At 54.6% G+C, this 13707-nt stretch carries 11 protein-coding genes; 10 read left to right on the plus strand and 1 reads right to left on the minus strand.

What is annotated here, in order from left to right; genetic code table 11:
- Nucleotides 1-6: 6 nt before the first annotated feature.
- The 10 genes from tolB (at nt 7) to FHW17_RS05290 (ending at nt 12735) form a co-directional block, all read left to right on the plus strand.
- Nucleotides 7-1323 (plus strand): Tol-Pal system beta propeller repeat protein TolB, encoded by a 1317-nt coding sequence (tolB, locus tag FHW17_RS05245; protein WP_112525311.1) that lies wholly within the window; start codon nt 7-9, stop codon nt 1321-1323.
- Between the two features lie 233 nt (nt 1324-1556).
- Entirely contained in the window at nt 1557-2060 is a 504-nt protein-coding gene (pal, locus tag FHW17_RS05250) for a peptidoglycan-associated lipoprotein Pal (RefSeq protein ID WP_091879876.1), read from the plus strand.
- A 165-nt stretch (nt 2061-2225) separates the two neighbouring features.
- Complete coding sequence (ybgF, locus tag FHW17_RS05255; RefSeq protein WP_182509331.1) at nt 2226-3239, plus strand: tol-pal system protein YbgF; 1014 nt, start codon at nt 2226-2228, stop codon at nt 3237-3239.
- Nucleotides 3214-4581 carry a tRNA lysidine(34) synthetase TilS gene (tilS, locus tag FHW17_RS05260; protein WP_182509332.1) on the plus strand — a complete coding sequence of 456 codons (1368 nt, stop codon included), beginning with the start codon at nt 3214-3216 and terminating at the stop codon, nt 4579-4581. The genes ybgF and tilS overlap by 26 nt, the downstream gene beginning before the upstream one ends.
- A gap of 96 nt (nt 4582-4677) precedes the next feature.
- Nucleotides 4678-6612, plus strand: a complete 1935-nt coding sequence (ftsH, locus tag FHW17_RS05265; protein WP_112525304.1) for an ATP-dependent zinc metalloprotease FtsH — start codon at nt 4678-4680, stop codon at nt 6610-6612.
- Nucleotides 6613-6825: 213 nt separating this feature from the next.
- Entirely contained in the window at nt 6826-8178 is a 1353-nt protein-coding gene (glmM, locus tag FHW17_RS05270; RefSeq protein WP_112525302.1) for a phosphoglucosamine mutase, read from the plus strand.
- A gap of 210 nt (nt 8179-8388) precedes the next feature.
- Complete coding sequence (locus FHW17_RS05275; protein WP_091880263.1) at nt 8389-9153, plus strand: outer membrane protein; 765 nt, start codon at nt 8389-8391, stop codon at nt 9151-9153.
- Nucleotides 9154-9349: 196 nt separating this feature from the next.
- The gene (locus tag FHW17_RS05280; RefSeq protein ID WP_182509333.1) at nt 9350-10525 is read left to right on the plus strand and encodes a phosphoserine transaminase; all 1176 of its coding nucleotides are present in this window, start codon (nt 9350-9352) and stop codon (nt 10523-10525) included.
- 80 nt (nt 10526-10605) lie between these two features.
- Nucleotides 10606-12201, plus strand: coding sequence for a phosphoglycerate dehydrogenase (gene serA / locus FHW17_RS05285; protein ID WP_182509418.1), 1596 nt, complete (start codon nt 10606-10608; stop codon nt 12199-12201).
- Nucleotides 12202-12216: 15 nt separating this feature from the next.
- On the plus strand, nt 12217-12735 hold the full coding sequence (locus FHW17_RS05290) for a GNAT family N-acetyltransferase (RefSeq protein ID WP_112525294.1): 519 nt from the start codon (nt 12217-12219) through the stop codon (nt 12733-12735).
- On the opposite strand, the gene FHW17_RS05295 is transcribed toward FHW17_RS05290, so the two are convergent.
- The gene (locus FHW17_RS05295) at nt 12736-13629 is read right to left on the minus strand and encodes a DMT family transporter (RefSeq protein ID WP_182509334.1); all 894 of its coding nucleotides are present in this window, start codon (nt 13627-13629) and stop codon (nt 12736-12738) included. It lies immediately after the preceding gene.
- Between the last annotated feature and the right edge of the window lie 78 nt (nt 13630-13707).

A 13707-nucleotide genomic window follows, 5' to 3' on the forward strand; every position in this document is an offset into this window, starting at 1 on the left:
GAACTTATGCTGAAAATTACCCGGATTATTCTCCCAATTTTTGTAACGTTCGTTGCGACATTGGCAATTACCATACTGCCAGCGCGGGCAGAGCTCAAACTCGACATTACCAAAGGTGTCGTTGAGCCGATGCCCATAGCAATCACGGATTTCCTTTCCGGTGATCAGCTTGGTGCCAACATTACCAGCGTCATAGCGGCGGATCTGGAACGATCCGGTCTTTTTGCGCCGATCGACAAGGGTGCCTTTATCGAAAAGATTTCCAACCCGGATGCGGCCCCGCGTTTTGAGGACTGGAAAGTCATCAATGCGCAGGCACTGGTGACCGGACGCGTTACCAAGCAGCCGGATGGCAGGCTCAAGGCTGAGTTCCGGCTTTGGGATAGTTTTGCCGGTCAGCAGCTTGATGGGCAGCAGTTCTTTACCTCTCCTGACAGCTGGCGCCGTGTTGCCCATATCATCGCTGACGCTATTTATCAGAAGCTGACAGGTGAAAAGGGCTATTTCGATACGCGCGTTGTGTTTGTTGATGAATCCGGCACGCGGGAGAAGCGGGTCAAGCGTCTGGCGATCATGGATCAGGACGGTGCCAATGTGCGCTATCTGACCAATGGCAAGGATCTCGTTCTGACACCCCGCTTTTCGCCAAGCCGTCAGGAAATCACCTACATGTCCTTCGAAGGCAACAAGCCGCAGGTCTATCTGTTGCAGCTCGAAACCGGACAGCGCGAACTTGTCGGCAATTTCCCCGGCATGACGATTGCGCCGCGCTTTTCTTCCGATGGCCAGAAAGTTGTCATGAGCCTGCTGCAGGATGATGGCAGTGCGAACATCTACACCATGGACGTGCGTAGCCGCACGACAACACGTTTGACGAGTACGAGCGCTATTGATACCGGTGCATCCTATTCGCCGGATGGTAGTCAGGTTGTGTTTGAATCCGACCGTGGCGGCCGCCCGCAAGTCTACAAGATGGGGGCAGATGGCTCCAACCCGCAGCGCATTTCCTTTGGCGATGGTTCCTATTCCACGCCGGTCTGGTCACCGCGCGGCGATCTTGTTGCCTTTACCAAGCAGTCTGGCGGCCAGTTCTCCATTGGCGTCATGAAAACAGATGGTTCCGGTGAGCGTATCCTGACCAGCGGATACCATGATGAAGGTCCGACCTGGGCACCCAATGGCCGCGTTCTGATGTTCTACCGGTTCCCTCCCGGCTCAAACAGCCCGCATCTGTTCACGATCGATCTGACCGGGCGTAACCTGCGCCAGATCCAGACGCCGAACCTCGCTTCCGATCCGGCCTGGTCACCGCTGCTTGAGTGATCGAATCTTGATTTACTGCTGATTTATGCCCATTCGCGGCGGTGTTGTGCCAACACCGCCGCGAATGTCGTTTTTCCGCCGCATTGTTTGCATTAAGGATGCAGAACATTCATATATTTCGCCGTTAATCCTGGTGTTAAGAGTGGATTAACCCTGTTTCTTGAATTGGCCTTAACCTCGATATGGTTACTGCTTGTTCACCGAAACAATTCAATTCCTAAGGAGTCCAGGCTATGCGCCGCTTCGAAATGATCGCCCGCAGTCCAGTTGTCGTCGCCCTTTTCATGGCTCTCGCTATTGCGGGCTGTGCGAAGAAACCTATCAATAGTGCCGGTGATCTTGGCCTCAACGGTGCCGGTAGCGCGCGGCCGGGCTCCACACAGGATTTCACGGTAAACGTTGGCGATCGCATTTTCTTCGATGTTGATTCCTCCGTTATCCGTGCCGATGCCCAGCAGACCCTTTCCAAGCAGGCTCAGTGGCTGCAGCGTTATCCTAACTACGCAATCACCGTTGAAGGCCATGCGGACGAACGCGGAACACGCGAATACAATCTGGCTCTTGGCCAGCGCCGTGCCGCTGCTGCGCGCAACTTCCTTGCTTCGCGCGGCCTTCCAGCTTCCCGCATCAAGACAATTTCCTACGGCAATGAGCGCCCGGTTGCAGTTTGCGATGCGGACTCCTGCTGGTCGCAGAACCGCCGTGCCGTTACCGTTCTCGGCGGCGCAGGCAGCTAAGCCTTTCCAACGGATATGGACTTGAGAAAAGCGGCCCTCGGGCCGCTTTTTTTGTCTCACCCGTGATCACAACAAAATTTGGCCGAAGTCGCGTTGCTCGTGTTAGATAGGCTCGCCGTAAATCGTTGCGGTGGTTAAAATTCCCATATCAGGGGCGGTAAAGGAATGAACAAACGACTGAAAAGAATGGTTGTGGCTATGGCGGTGCTGCCTTTTCTGGCGGCCGGCGCAGCCCATGCCTCGAACTTTGATGGCAACTTTTTCCCGTCGGCGCCAAAGGCAAATGTCGGAACGAGTAATGCGCCAATCCAGATGGCACAGGCGGGCGATCCGCGTGTCAGCCAGCTCGAGGAGCAGATCAGGCAACTGACAGGCAAGATCGAAGACCTCAATTTCCAGTTGCTGCAAATGCAGGAGCAGATGCGCAAGGTGCAGGAAGATAACGAGTTCCGTTTTCAGGAACTGGAAAAGAAGGGTGGCGGCGGCAAGAAAACGGACGCCGGTGGCAAGGGCGATCGTACGATCGCCGATGCTGCGCCTTCACGGACAACAGGGGAGGCATCGCCAGATGCCTCCGCTTATCCCGCGGCCCCGTCACGGACGTCGCCGTCAGACAGCACCGATTCCGCTGCTATTGATCCTCAGGCCAATGCTCCCGCTACCGCGCAGCCAGGCGAACCGCCGCGCGAGCTTGGGCAGATCGAGTTTGATGCCAATGGCAACGTAATCGGTGGTTTGAAGAACGATACGCCTGCTTCTGGGGCCAATCCGAACCTTGCTTCGCTGCCGCAGACCGATGATCCCAATGCACTGTACAGGCAGGCCTATCAATTGTTTCTGTCCGGAGACTATCGCAATGCCGAGGCGGCCTTCCGCAGCCATATCGAGCGATTCCCGAAGGACCCTTCCGACCCTGATGCCCGCTACTGGCTTGGCGAATCGCTCTACGGTCAGGAGCGCTATCAGGATGCGGCTTCTGTTTTCATTGACAATCACAAGCAATTTCCTGACGCCAAGAAGAGCCCAGAAAATCTTCTCAAGCTGGGCATGACTCTGGCGAAGATGCAGGATCACGATGTCGCCTGCGCTACCTTTGCCACTGTGAGCACGCGTTACCCCAGTCTCTCAGCCGCGCTCAAAGAGCGCGTGAAGAATGAACGTGCCGCCAACAAATGCTGATAATCGCCCTGATCCGGAAGCGATTTTCGGTGCGATTGACTTTGACAGGCTGACAACGGTCGTCGTGGCCGTTTCCGGCGGCAGTGATTCCCTCGCATTGCTTTTCCTTCTTGACGATCTGCGCAAGGCAAGGGCGTCCTTTCCCCGTATTCTGGCTGTGACTATTGATCATGAGTTGCGACCGGAATCGGCTGAAGAGGCATTGTATGTGGCCGGGCTGTGCAAGGCAGCTGGTCTTTCGCACCGGGTCCTGAACTGGACTGGTCCAAAACCCGCTTCGGGCATTTCCGCCAAGGCCCGGGATATTCGCTATGCGCTTCTGTGCAAGGCTGCCGGCGAGGCCGGGACCGATATGGTTTTGACCGGTCACACACTCGACGATCAGAACGAGACCTTCATGATGCGCTCTGCGCGTGGCGGCGAAAGAGGTCTTGCCGGCATGGCGCCTGCTACCCTGCTGGAACGGGAAATCTGGCTCATCAGGCCACTGCTCGGCATCACACGCGAACGGCTTCGCCGGTATCTGCGGGATAGGGGTATTGAATGGCGGGACGACCCTTCCAACACAAACCCCATATATGAGCGGGTGCGCGTCAGGGATGCGCTGCAAAAGCATGATCGTGACGGCATTCAGCCGCTGATTGCGGAAAAAGCCTTGAAGCGGCAGACGCTCAACAGCGAGGCGGCGGCGCTTTTGCAAAATTGCGTTACCGTCGTCAACGGTATTCGCGCTGAAGTGAAGCTGGAGTGTTTTTGCAGCCGTCCGGATGAGGCACAATATCTTGCCGTAGGGGTGCTGTTGTCGGTGCTGGGCGGTCAGCCATTCCTCCCATCGGCAGAAGAATGCGCCAAGGTGGTGCGCCATCTTTGCGAGACGGATATTTCCGGTCGCATGAGCCTTGGCCGTTGCATCATTCAGCGCGGCAAGACAATTGCCACCATTTACCGGGAGATGCGATCAATCCCGGATATCGTGGCTGAGCCTGACAGTTCGCTTATCTGGGATGGTCGTTACCGCATATCGAACGGTACACAAGAACCGATACGGATCATGGCTGGTGGTGACACAGGATTGGCTTTTTTAAAGGATAGCGGGATCGGGGAGGTCCATCGGGCTTCGGTTAAATCCAGCCCCATGCTGCTGTCCAATGGCCGGATTATGGCTGCCCCGGCGTTGAAGGATCACGGGAATGTGCCCGCCGGTGTTGTGGTGGTCAGGCATGTTGCCCTGTTCGATCATATCCTTTCAGGCTATGATGAAATACTTGCTGCCAGCGTGGCAAAATTGTTTGGTTTGCAGGATTACAGGCGATTTTCTGTAAACCAGATTGATAAGAAATGATTTGAGTTTGATTGTCAGCCTTGGCAAGGCCATGCTTCGAACCTATGTTACGTGTAAATTCCGCGTCCTTGCGGTTGTGATTGATGGGACCCGATAATGAATCCTAACTACCGGAACTTCGCACTGTGGGCGATTATCGCTTTGCTTCTGATTGCGTTGTTCAATCTTTTTCAAAGCCCTTCTCAACGTTCGGCATCCAGCGATGTGGCTTATTCAAAGTTCATCAGCGATGTGAATGATGGCAAGGTTAAAAGTGTAGTGATTGCTGGCAACCGTATTACCGGCGCCTATATTGACGGCACTACAACGTTCCAGACCTATTCTCCCGGCGATACCGGTCTTGTTGCGCGTCTTGAGAGCAAGAATGTGCAGATCGCCGCGCGTCCGGAAAATGATGGCTCGACATCCATTGTCAGCATGTTGATCAACTGGCTGCCGATGATCCTGATCGTTGGCGTGTGGATTTTCTTTATGCGCCAGATGCAGGGCGGCTCGCGCGGTGCCATGGGCTTTGGTAAGTCGAAAGCCAAGCTTTTGACCGAGGCGCATGGCCGCGTGACATTTCAGGATGTTGCTGGCGTTGATGAAGCCAAGGAAGATCTGGAAGAAATTGTCGAGTTTCTGCGCGATGCGCAGAAGTTCCAGCGGCTTGGCGGACGCATTCCGCGTGGTGTGCTGCTTGTAGGCCCTCCCGGTACCGGTAAGACGCTTCTGGCGCGCGCCATTGCTGGTGAAGCCAATGTGCCGTTCTTCACCATATCCGGTTCCGACTTTGTTGAAATGTTCGTGGGTGTCGGCGCATCACGTGTCCGTGACATGTTCGAACAGGCAAAGAAGAATGCGCCTTGCATTATCTTCATCGACGAAATCGATGCGGTTGGCCGTCATCGCGGCGCCGGTCTTGGCGGCGGTAACGATGAACGCGAGCAGACGCTGAACCAGTTGCTGGTCGAGATGGACGGCTTTGAAGCCAATGAGGGCGTCATTCTGATTGCTGCGACCAACCGTCCTGACGTTCTGGACCCTGCATTGCTGCGTCCGGGCCGTTTCGACCGTCAGGTTGTCGTGCCTAATCCGGATGTGTCTGGCCGTGAGAAGATTCTGAAAGTTCACGCCCGCAATGTTCCGCTGGCACCAAATGTCGATCTGAAAGTGTTGGCACGCGGTACGCCCGGCTTCTCCGGTGCTGATCTGATGAACCTTGTCAACGAAGCCGCCCTGATGGCAGCGCGCCGCAACAAGCGCCTTGTCACCATGCTCGAATTCGAAGATGCCAAGGACAAGATCATGATGGGTGCCGAGCGCCGCTCGACAGCCATGACCCAGGCGGAAAAAGAACTGACTGCTTATCACGAAGCCGGCCACGCCATTGTGGCTCTGAATGTTGCTGTTGCAGATCCTCTGCACAAGGCAACAATCATTCCGCGCGGCCGCGCACTTGGTATGGTCATGCAGTTGCCGGAAGGTGATCGCTATTCGATGAGCTATAAGTGGATGATCTCGCGTCTGGCCATCATGATGGGCGGCCGTATTGCCGAAGAGTTGAAGTTCGGCAAGGAGAACATCACGTCTGGTGCATCATCCGATATCGAACAGGCAACGAAACTTGCCCGCGCGATGGTCACTCGCTGGGGCTTCTCCGACAAGCTCGGTCAGGTGGCATATGGCGAGAATCAGGAAGAAGTGTTCCTTGGTCACTCGGTTGCCCGCACGCAGAATGTGTCTGAAGAAACGGCACAGCTGATTGATGCGGAAGTGCGTAAGCTGATCGAAGATGCCTATACGCAGGCGCGCACCATTCTGACGAAGAAGAAGAAGGAATGGATCGCGATTGCCGAAGGCTTGCTCGAATATGAGACGCTGACCGGCGAAGAGATCAAGGCACTGATGATCGGCAATAAACCGGCCCGTGATCTCGGCGACGATACACCTCCGTCGCGTGGTTCGGCTGTTCCGAAAGCCGGTTCCGCCAAGAAGCCGCGCAAGGGCGACGAGCCTGACAAGGGTCTTGAACCACAGCCGCAGTCCTGATTCAGACCCGCAATAGTCATCAACGGCCGGTATCTACCGGCCGTTTTTGCACCAATTGTTCATGGGTTGAATGATAGTATAATCGCCACATAATTTGTGAGATGCGCATGTAGTGGTCTTCTGCAATAAGCGTGAAGATCAAGCATAAGCAAAATAGGGCTGATCTCTGGCACTGCCAGATGAGTGACAGCCCGTAGAGTTTGGATAGACAATATGGCTCGAAAATATTTCGGCACCGATGGTATTCGTGGACTGGCGAATGCCTATCCCATGACCCCCGATATTGCGATGAAGGTTGGCATGGCTGTCGGGCTCGCCTTTAAACGTGGCAATCACCGTAATCGGGTGGTGATTGGCAAGGATACACGTCTTTCGGGCTATATGATCGAGAACGCCCTGGTGGCGGGTTTTACCTCAACGGGTATGGATGTGTTCCTGCTTGGACCCATTCCGACACCTGCTGTAGCCATGCTTTGCCGCTCGTTGCGCGCTGATATCGGCGTGATGATCTCCGCATCGCACAATCCTTACCATGACAATGGCATCAAGCTTTTTGGCCCGGATGGTTTCAAGCTTTCCGATGAGATCGAACTTGAGATTGAGCGTCTGATGGATGAGGATCTCTCAAGTCGCCTGTCCAGCTTTGACGCATTGGGGCGGGCAAAGCGTGTTGATGGTGATATTTATCGCTATATCGAATTTGCCAAGCGGACCATGCCAAAAAACATCTCGCTGGATGGCCTGCGGATCGTCGTGGATTGCGCCAATGGCGCTGCTTACAAGGTTGCTCCTGCCGCGCTGTGGGAACTTGGCGCCGATGTCATTACGATCAATGACAAGCCAAACGGCACGAACATTAACGAAGATTGCGGTTCCACCCATCCTTTGAGCTTGATCAAGAAAGTACATGAAGTCAGGGCAGATATAGGCATTGCGCTTGATGGCGATGCGGACCGGGTTCTTATCGTTGATGAAAAAGGTTCGATCATCGATGGCGATCAGCTGATGGCGGTGATTGCCCAGTCATGGCAGGAATCCGACCGGCTTATCGGCGGCGGCGTCGTCGCAACGGTCATGTCCAATCTTGGCTTTGAGCGATTTCTGGGGGATCGCGGCCTGACATTGGCCCGCACCAATGTCGGCGACCGCTATGTGGTTGAACATATGCGCAATCACGGTTTCAATATTGGCGGCGAACAATCTGGCCATATTGTTATCTCTGATTTCTCGACAACCGGCGACGGTCTTGTCTCTGCCCTGCAGATTCTGGCGGTTGTTCAGGAAGAGGGAAAGCCTGTGAGCGAGGTTTGCCGCAAGTTCGAACCGGTGCCTCAGGTTCTCAAGAACATTCGCACGGCGGGTGGCAAGCCGCTTGACGACAAGAAGGTCAAGACTGCGATTGACGATGCACGTGATCGGCTTGGCAAATCAGGGCGTCTTGTTATTCGTCCGTCAGGCACGGAGCCTCTTATCCGCGTTATGGCGGAAGGGGATGACAGCCAGCTCGTAGATACGGTTGTCAACGACATCATCTCGGTGATTTCATCGGTCAAATCAGCAGCCTGATTTCCGGGAGTGTGATTGATTTGAATGGGCCCCAAGCGGGCCCATTTGCATCTATGTAGCCGCGCAGTGCCGTTCGGTTTTCATTAACGTTAATGAGTATGGTGAATAAACACGGTTAAGCGGGATTTAACTTTTTCCCTTCATATTGCCGTCTAGAACTTTGGTAGCAGTCGCTACATCTAGATTTTGGGCCGGATAAGGGAAATGAAAATGGGCATTCTCAACAAATATGCTGCGATTGGTGCAGCTCTACTGTGCCTCGGGGCAATCCCGGCCCACGCTGCGGATCTCGTGGAAGCGCCAGTTGTGGAAGTTCAGCAGTTTGGTGGCTGGTATCTGCGCGGCGATATCGGCATGAGCAATCAGCGACTTGATAAGCTGGATTATTTCGACTTTGCCAATGCGGAGCAGCATGGTTTTCTGGATAAGGGAGATTTTGACTCAGGCATCACGGGCCAGATCGGTATCGGTTATCAGTTCAACGATTGGCTTCGCGCTGACGTAACAGGTCAGTATCGTGGCAAGACAGAGTTCAGCGCTCTTGATTTTTATTCGAACCCATCACTGGGGCAGTACGGGACGAATCAATACCACGCGAAGAAATCCGAATGGCTGTTCCTCGCCAACGCCTATGCTGATCTTGGTACATTCAGTGGCATTACGCCCTATCTTGGTGCTGGTATCGGTGCATCTCGTAACACGATCTCCAATTTCACGGATGATAACATCCTCAATGCCGGGGGCGGATATGCCAGCGATGGTTCCAAATGGAACCTTGCCTGGGCACTGCATGCCGGTGTGGGAATCAAGGCGACCGACCGTATGACCATTGATCTTGGATATAGTTATGTTGATCTGGGTGACGCCAAGACCGGCACGTTCTACAATTTGAATGGCTCAACCCGCAATCAGGCTGTTACCTTCAAAGACATCACGTCGCATGACTTCAAGGTGGGCGTACGCTACGCTTTCTAATTGAAACAACATGATTTTTCGAGCGGCAGGAGGCTTTCTCCTGCCGTTTTTGTTTGTGCTTCATTCCGCCGGATGGGATAAATTTAATGTCGCGCACAAACATATTTCTTGACTGTGAACGACATTTCTCCTAGTTCCCGGAGTGGGCCACCTCTCCCCAACGAGAGGCGTGCTATCTGTAAGGATAGGAGAAAACATGACGACGCTTCTAAAGCCGGCGCAGCGCCCGGCTAACCCTAATTTTTCATCAGGTCCCTGTGCAAAACGCCCCGGATGGTCGCTTCAAGCGCTTTCCGACGCATCGCTTGGCCGCTCGCATCGCGCGAAGGTTGGCAAGACGAAGCTGAAACAGGCGATCGATCTTACCCGCGAAATCCTGCAGGTTCCGGCTGATTACCGCATCGGCATTGTTCCGGCATCCGATACCGGTGCTGTGGAGATGGCTCTATGGTCGCTGCTTGGCGAACGCGGTGTTGATATGGTTGCTTGGGAAAGCTTTGGCGCAGGCTGGATCACCGATGTGGTCAAGCAGCTCAAGCTCACCGATGCCCGCAGCATTGAAGCCGGTTATGGCGAACTGCCTGATCTTTCCAAAGTCGATTTTGACCGCGACGTTGTTTTCACCTGGAATGGTACGACTTCGGGCGTGCGCGTTCCCAATGGCGATTTCATTCCTGCTGATCGCAAGGGTCTGACCATCTGCGACGCTACGTCGGCAGCTTTCGCGCAGCGGCTTGATTTCGACAAGCTCGATGTCGTCACCTTCTCCTGGCAGAAAGTACTCGGCGGCGAGGGCGCACACGGCATGCTGATCCTCAGCCCGCGCGCTGTCGAGCGGCTTGAAACCTACAAGCCCGCATGGCCTTTGCCGAAGATTTTCCGTCTCACATCGGGCGGCAAGCTCATTGAAGGCATTTTTGCCGGTGAGACCATCAACACACCGTCGATGCTTTGCGTTGAGGACTATCTTGATGCGCTGAACTGGGCAAAGTCGCTTGGCGGTCTTGATGGACTTGTCGGACGTGCGGACAGGAATTTTGCTGCTCTAGATACTTTCGTTGAACGCACGCCATGGATTGCCAATCTGGCAAAGGTTCCGGCCACACGGTCCAACACCTCCGTTTGCCTGACAATTGTCGATCCAGAGATCACGGCGCTCGACAAGGATGCACAGGCCAATTTCGCCAAGAACCTCGTTGCGGTTCTGGAGAAAGAGGGCGTTGCCTATGATATCGGCGCCTATCGCGATGCTCCATCAGGTCTTCGCATCTGGGCCGGTGCAACGGTTGAAACGGCTGATCTTGAAGCGCTGACGCTGTGGCTCGACTGGGCATTCCAGTCGCAAAAGGCCGCGCTGAAACAGGCCGCCTGATTTCATCGGCATGATGTGACCGCATTCGGGTGCGGTCACTCCCCAATCATTTCATTCCTGATTCAACGATGGAGGCCATGATGGCACCGCGCGTACTCGTATCTGATAAGCTTTCCCCAACCGCCGTACAGATCTTCAAGGATCGCGGTGTTGGAGTCGATTATCTGCCTGACCTTGGCAAGGACAAGGACAAACTGGCCGAAGTGATCAGCCAATATGATGGTCTTGCCATCCGTTCGGCCACCAAGGTCACGGAAAAGCTGATCGCTGCCGCGACCAATCTGAAAGTCATTGGCCGCGCTGGTATCGGCGTCGACAATGTCGATATTCCTGCTGCCTCGCGTCGCGGTATCATCGTGATGAACACGCCTTTCGGCAATTCCATCACCACTGCCGAACATGCCGTAGCGCTGATGTTTGCCGTGGCGCGCGAACTGCCTGAGGCTGATGCTTCTACCCGTGCGGGCAAGTGGGAAAAGAACCGCTTCATGGGTGTTGAGATCACCGGCAAGACGCTGGGTGTTATTGGCTGCGGCAATATCGGCTCGATTGTTGCCACGCGCGGCGTCGGCCTCAAGATGCATGTCATCGCGTTCGACCCCTTCCTGTCGGAAGGCCGAGCCGAGGAATTGGGTGTTGAGAAGGTCGAACTTGACGAATTGCTCGCCCGGGCGGATTTCATCAGCCTGCACACACCGATGACCGACAAGACACGCGGCATTATCAATGCTGAATCCATTGCCAAGATGAAAGATGGTGTTCGTATCATCAATTGCGCTCGCGGCGGTCTGATTGTTGAGAAAGATCTGGTTGCAGCACTGAAAGCAGGCAAGGTCGCCGGTGCCGGTATCGACGTGTTCGAGGTGGAGCCTGCCACAGAGAACGAGCTGTTCAACCTGCCAAACGTTGTCTGCACCCCGCATCTCGGCGCATCGACAAGCGAAGCACAGGAAAATGTCGCGTTGCAGGTTGCCGAGCAGATGTCGGATTATCTGATCAAGGGTGCCGTTTCCAACGCGATTAACATGCCATCGATTACGGCAGAGGAAGCGCCGCGCCTGAAGCCTTTCGTCAAGCTGGCGGAAGTGCTGGGGGCTTTCGTTGGTCAGGTCACTGACGAGCCGATCCAGGAAGTGGAAGTGCTGTTTGACGGCTCCACCGCTGGAATGAACACGCGGGCACTGGTCAGTGCCGCCTTAGCCGGTTTGATCCGCCCGCAGGTGGCCGATGTGAACATGGTTTCGGCGCCTGTTATGGTGAAGGAAAGGGGTATCATCCTTTCCGAAGTGCGCCGTGACAAATCAGGTGTGTTTGACGGTTACATCAAGCTGACGGTCAAATCCGCATCGCTAACCCGCTCCATTGCCGGTACATGCTTCTCCGATGGCAAGCCACGTTTCATCCAGATCAAGGGTATCAATCTTGATGCCGAAGTTGGTCAGCACATGCTCTATACGACCAACAACGACACGCCGGGTATGATTGGCATGCTGGGAACGATCTGCGGCAAGAATGGTGTCAACATTGCCAACTTCTCGCTTGGCCGTGACAATCCGGGCGGAAATGCCATCGCCATGCTCTATCTTGATGAGCGGATTCCGGATCATGTTCTGGAAGAACTGCGTGTTAATAAGGCCATTGTTTCGGCCAAGCCGCTGGAATTTGACATCGGCTGATTGTAGAGACGTTGCATGGCAGCATCTTCAACACATGCACTGAACTGGCGTTTGATGGAAGCGGGAGATCTCGCTTCTGTCATCGCCATGGCGGCCGTCATCCACACGGATTTTTATGAGGATGATGCGGTTTATCTGGAGCGTATGCGTCTTTATGGTAAAGGCTGCTTTGTGCTGGAAGGGCACAACGGCGAATTGTTTGGCTATGCGATTACCCATCCATGGCAGCTTTACACAACGCCTGCGCTCAATAGCCTGCTTGGGCAGATACCCGATCATCCAACAACCTATTATCTGCATGATATTGCGCTGATGCCCGCATCACGCGGTAGTGGCGCTGCGCCGCGCATTGTTTCGATCTTAGCCGATCAGGCAAAGGCGGAAGGGCTTGAAACCATGTCGCTGGTCTCGGTCAACAACTCGGTCGGCTTCTGGCAGAAGCAGGGATTTGAGGTGGTGAGCCGCCCGGAACTCGACGCAAAGCTCAAATCCTATTCTGATGATGCCTGTTTCATGGTGCGAAAGCTCATCTGATCACGCAGCTGCGTGCTTGCGCCCGCTGATTTCGGCAATGCCAATTCCGCCGAGAACCAGCACCAGAGCGATGGCATGGTACAGATGAAATGCCTCGCCCAGCAGGATGACCGCCAGAAATGTGCCAAAGATGGGTACGGCATTGATGAACAGGCCTGCACGGTTGGCACCGATATATTCAACGCCCTTGATGAACAGTACCTGCGCGGCAAGCGAGGGCAGAATAGCCGTATAAAGCACAATCATGATACCGGTGAAATCAGGGGCGATCATTGCGCCGTCCCGCCATTCCCAGATTGTGAAGGGGATGGCGGTGATAAAGGCAAAGAATGTCATGACTGTCATCAGGCTTTGCCAGTGAATGGCCGGGCGAAAGCGCAAAGCCACCGTGTAGCCACTGTAAAGCAGCACGGCGAGAAGCATCAGCGCGTCGCCCTCATTGACCTCTAGTTCGGCAAGTTTGAGAAAACTGCCATGGCCCGCAGTTATAGCCACGCCGATAAGCGACAGGCTGAAGCCCACTATCTGGCCGGGTCGCACAGCCATGCCAAAGAGCAGGAAATTGGCGACAAAAATCACCATGGGCACGCCTGCCTGCTCGATGGTGACATTGATCGCTGAAGTATAGTTCAGTGCGCTGTAGAGAGCCATGTTGAAGAAGGTGAAGCCAAAAGCCCCCAAAGCCGCGAGAAGGGGGAGGTTCGCACGCAGCACTTTCCAGTCGTTGCGGATTTGCCTGGTGCTGATTGCAGCGATGAACAGAAATGCCAGCATCCAGCGCAGCAGTGTCAAAAGCATCGGCGATATGTGTCCGACCGCAAGTTTACCCGCCACGGCATTGCCGCCCCACAGAAGAGCAGTCATTAGCAAAAAGATGTATGCGGTACGGTTCATGGTGCGTTGCTGCTTATACTGGCGGAGGAAGTGTTGCTTCACTGCAAGAACAATAGGTTTATTCGTTTGATAATGGCA

Origin of the sequence: Phyllobacterium sp. P30BS-XVII, assembly GCF_014138335.1 — a bacterium.
Classification (GTDB): domain Bacteria; phylum Pseudomonadota; class Alphaproteobacteria; order Rhizobiales; family Rhizobiaceae; genus Phyllobacterium; species Phyllobacterium meliloti.

What these genes read in the sequence shown, in the direction of transcription:
- FHW17_RS05295 (WP_182509334.1), bottom strand. Translation starts at nt 13,629, where the DNA reads ATGAACCGTACCGCATACATCTTTTTGCTAATGACTGCTCTTCTGTGG.
- FHW17_RS05275 (WP_091880263.1), top strand. Translation starts at nt 8,389, where the DNA reads ATGGGCATTCTCAACAAATATGCTGCGATTGGTGCAGCTCTACTGTGC.
- glmM (WP_112525302.1), top strand. Translation starts at nt 6,826, where the DNA reads ATGGCTCGAAAATATTTCGGCACCGATGGTATTCGTGGACTGGCGAAT.
- FHW17_RS05280 (WP_182509333.1), top strand. Translation starts at nt 9,350, where the DNA reads ATGACGACGCTTCTAAAGCCGGCGCAGCGCCCGGCTAACCCTAATTTT.
- serA (WP_182509418.1), top strand. Translation starts at nt 10,606, where the DNA reads ATGGCACCGCGCGTACTCGTATCTGATAAGCTTTCCCCAACCGCCGTA.
- tolB (WP_112525311.1), top strand. Translation starts at nt 7, where the DNA reads ATGCTGAAAATTACCCGGATTATTCTCCCAATTTTTGTAACGTTCGTT.
- pal (WP_091879876.1), top strand. Translation starts at nt 1,557, where the DNA reads ATGCGCCGCTTCGAAATGATCGCCCGCAGTCCAGTTGTCGTCGCCCTT.
- FHW17_RS05290 (WP_112525294.1), top strand. Translation starts at nt 12,217, where the DNA reads ATGGCAGCATCTTCAACACATGCACTGAACTGGCGTTTGATGGAAGCG.
- ybgF (WP_182509331.1), top strand. Translation starts at nt 2,226, where the DNA reads ATGAACAAACGACTGAAAAGAATGGTTGTGGCTATGGCGGTGCTGCCT.
- tilS (WP_182509332.1), top strand. Translation starts at nt 3,214, where the DNA reads ATGAACGTGCCGCCAACAAATGCTGATAATCGCCCTGATCCGGAAGCG.
- ftsH (WP_112525304.1), top strand. Translation starts at nt 4,678, where the DNA reads ATGAATCCTAACTACCGGAACTTCGCACTGTGGGCGATTATCGCTTTG.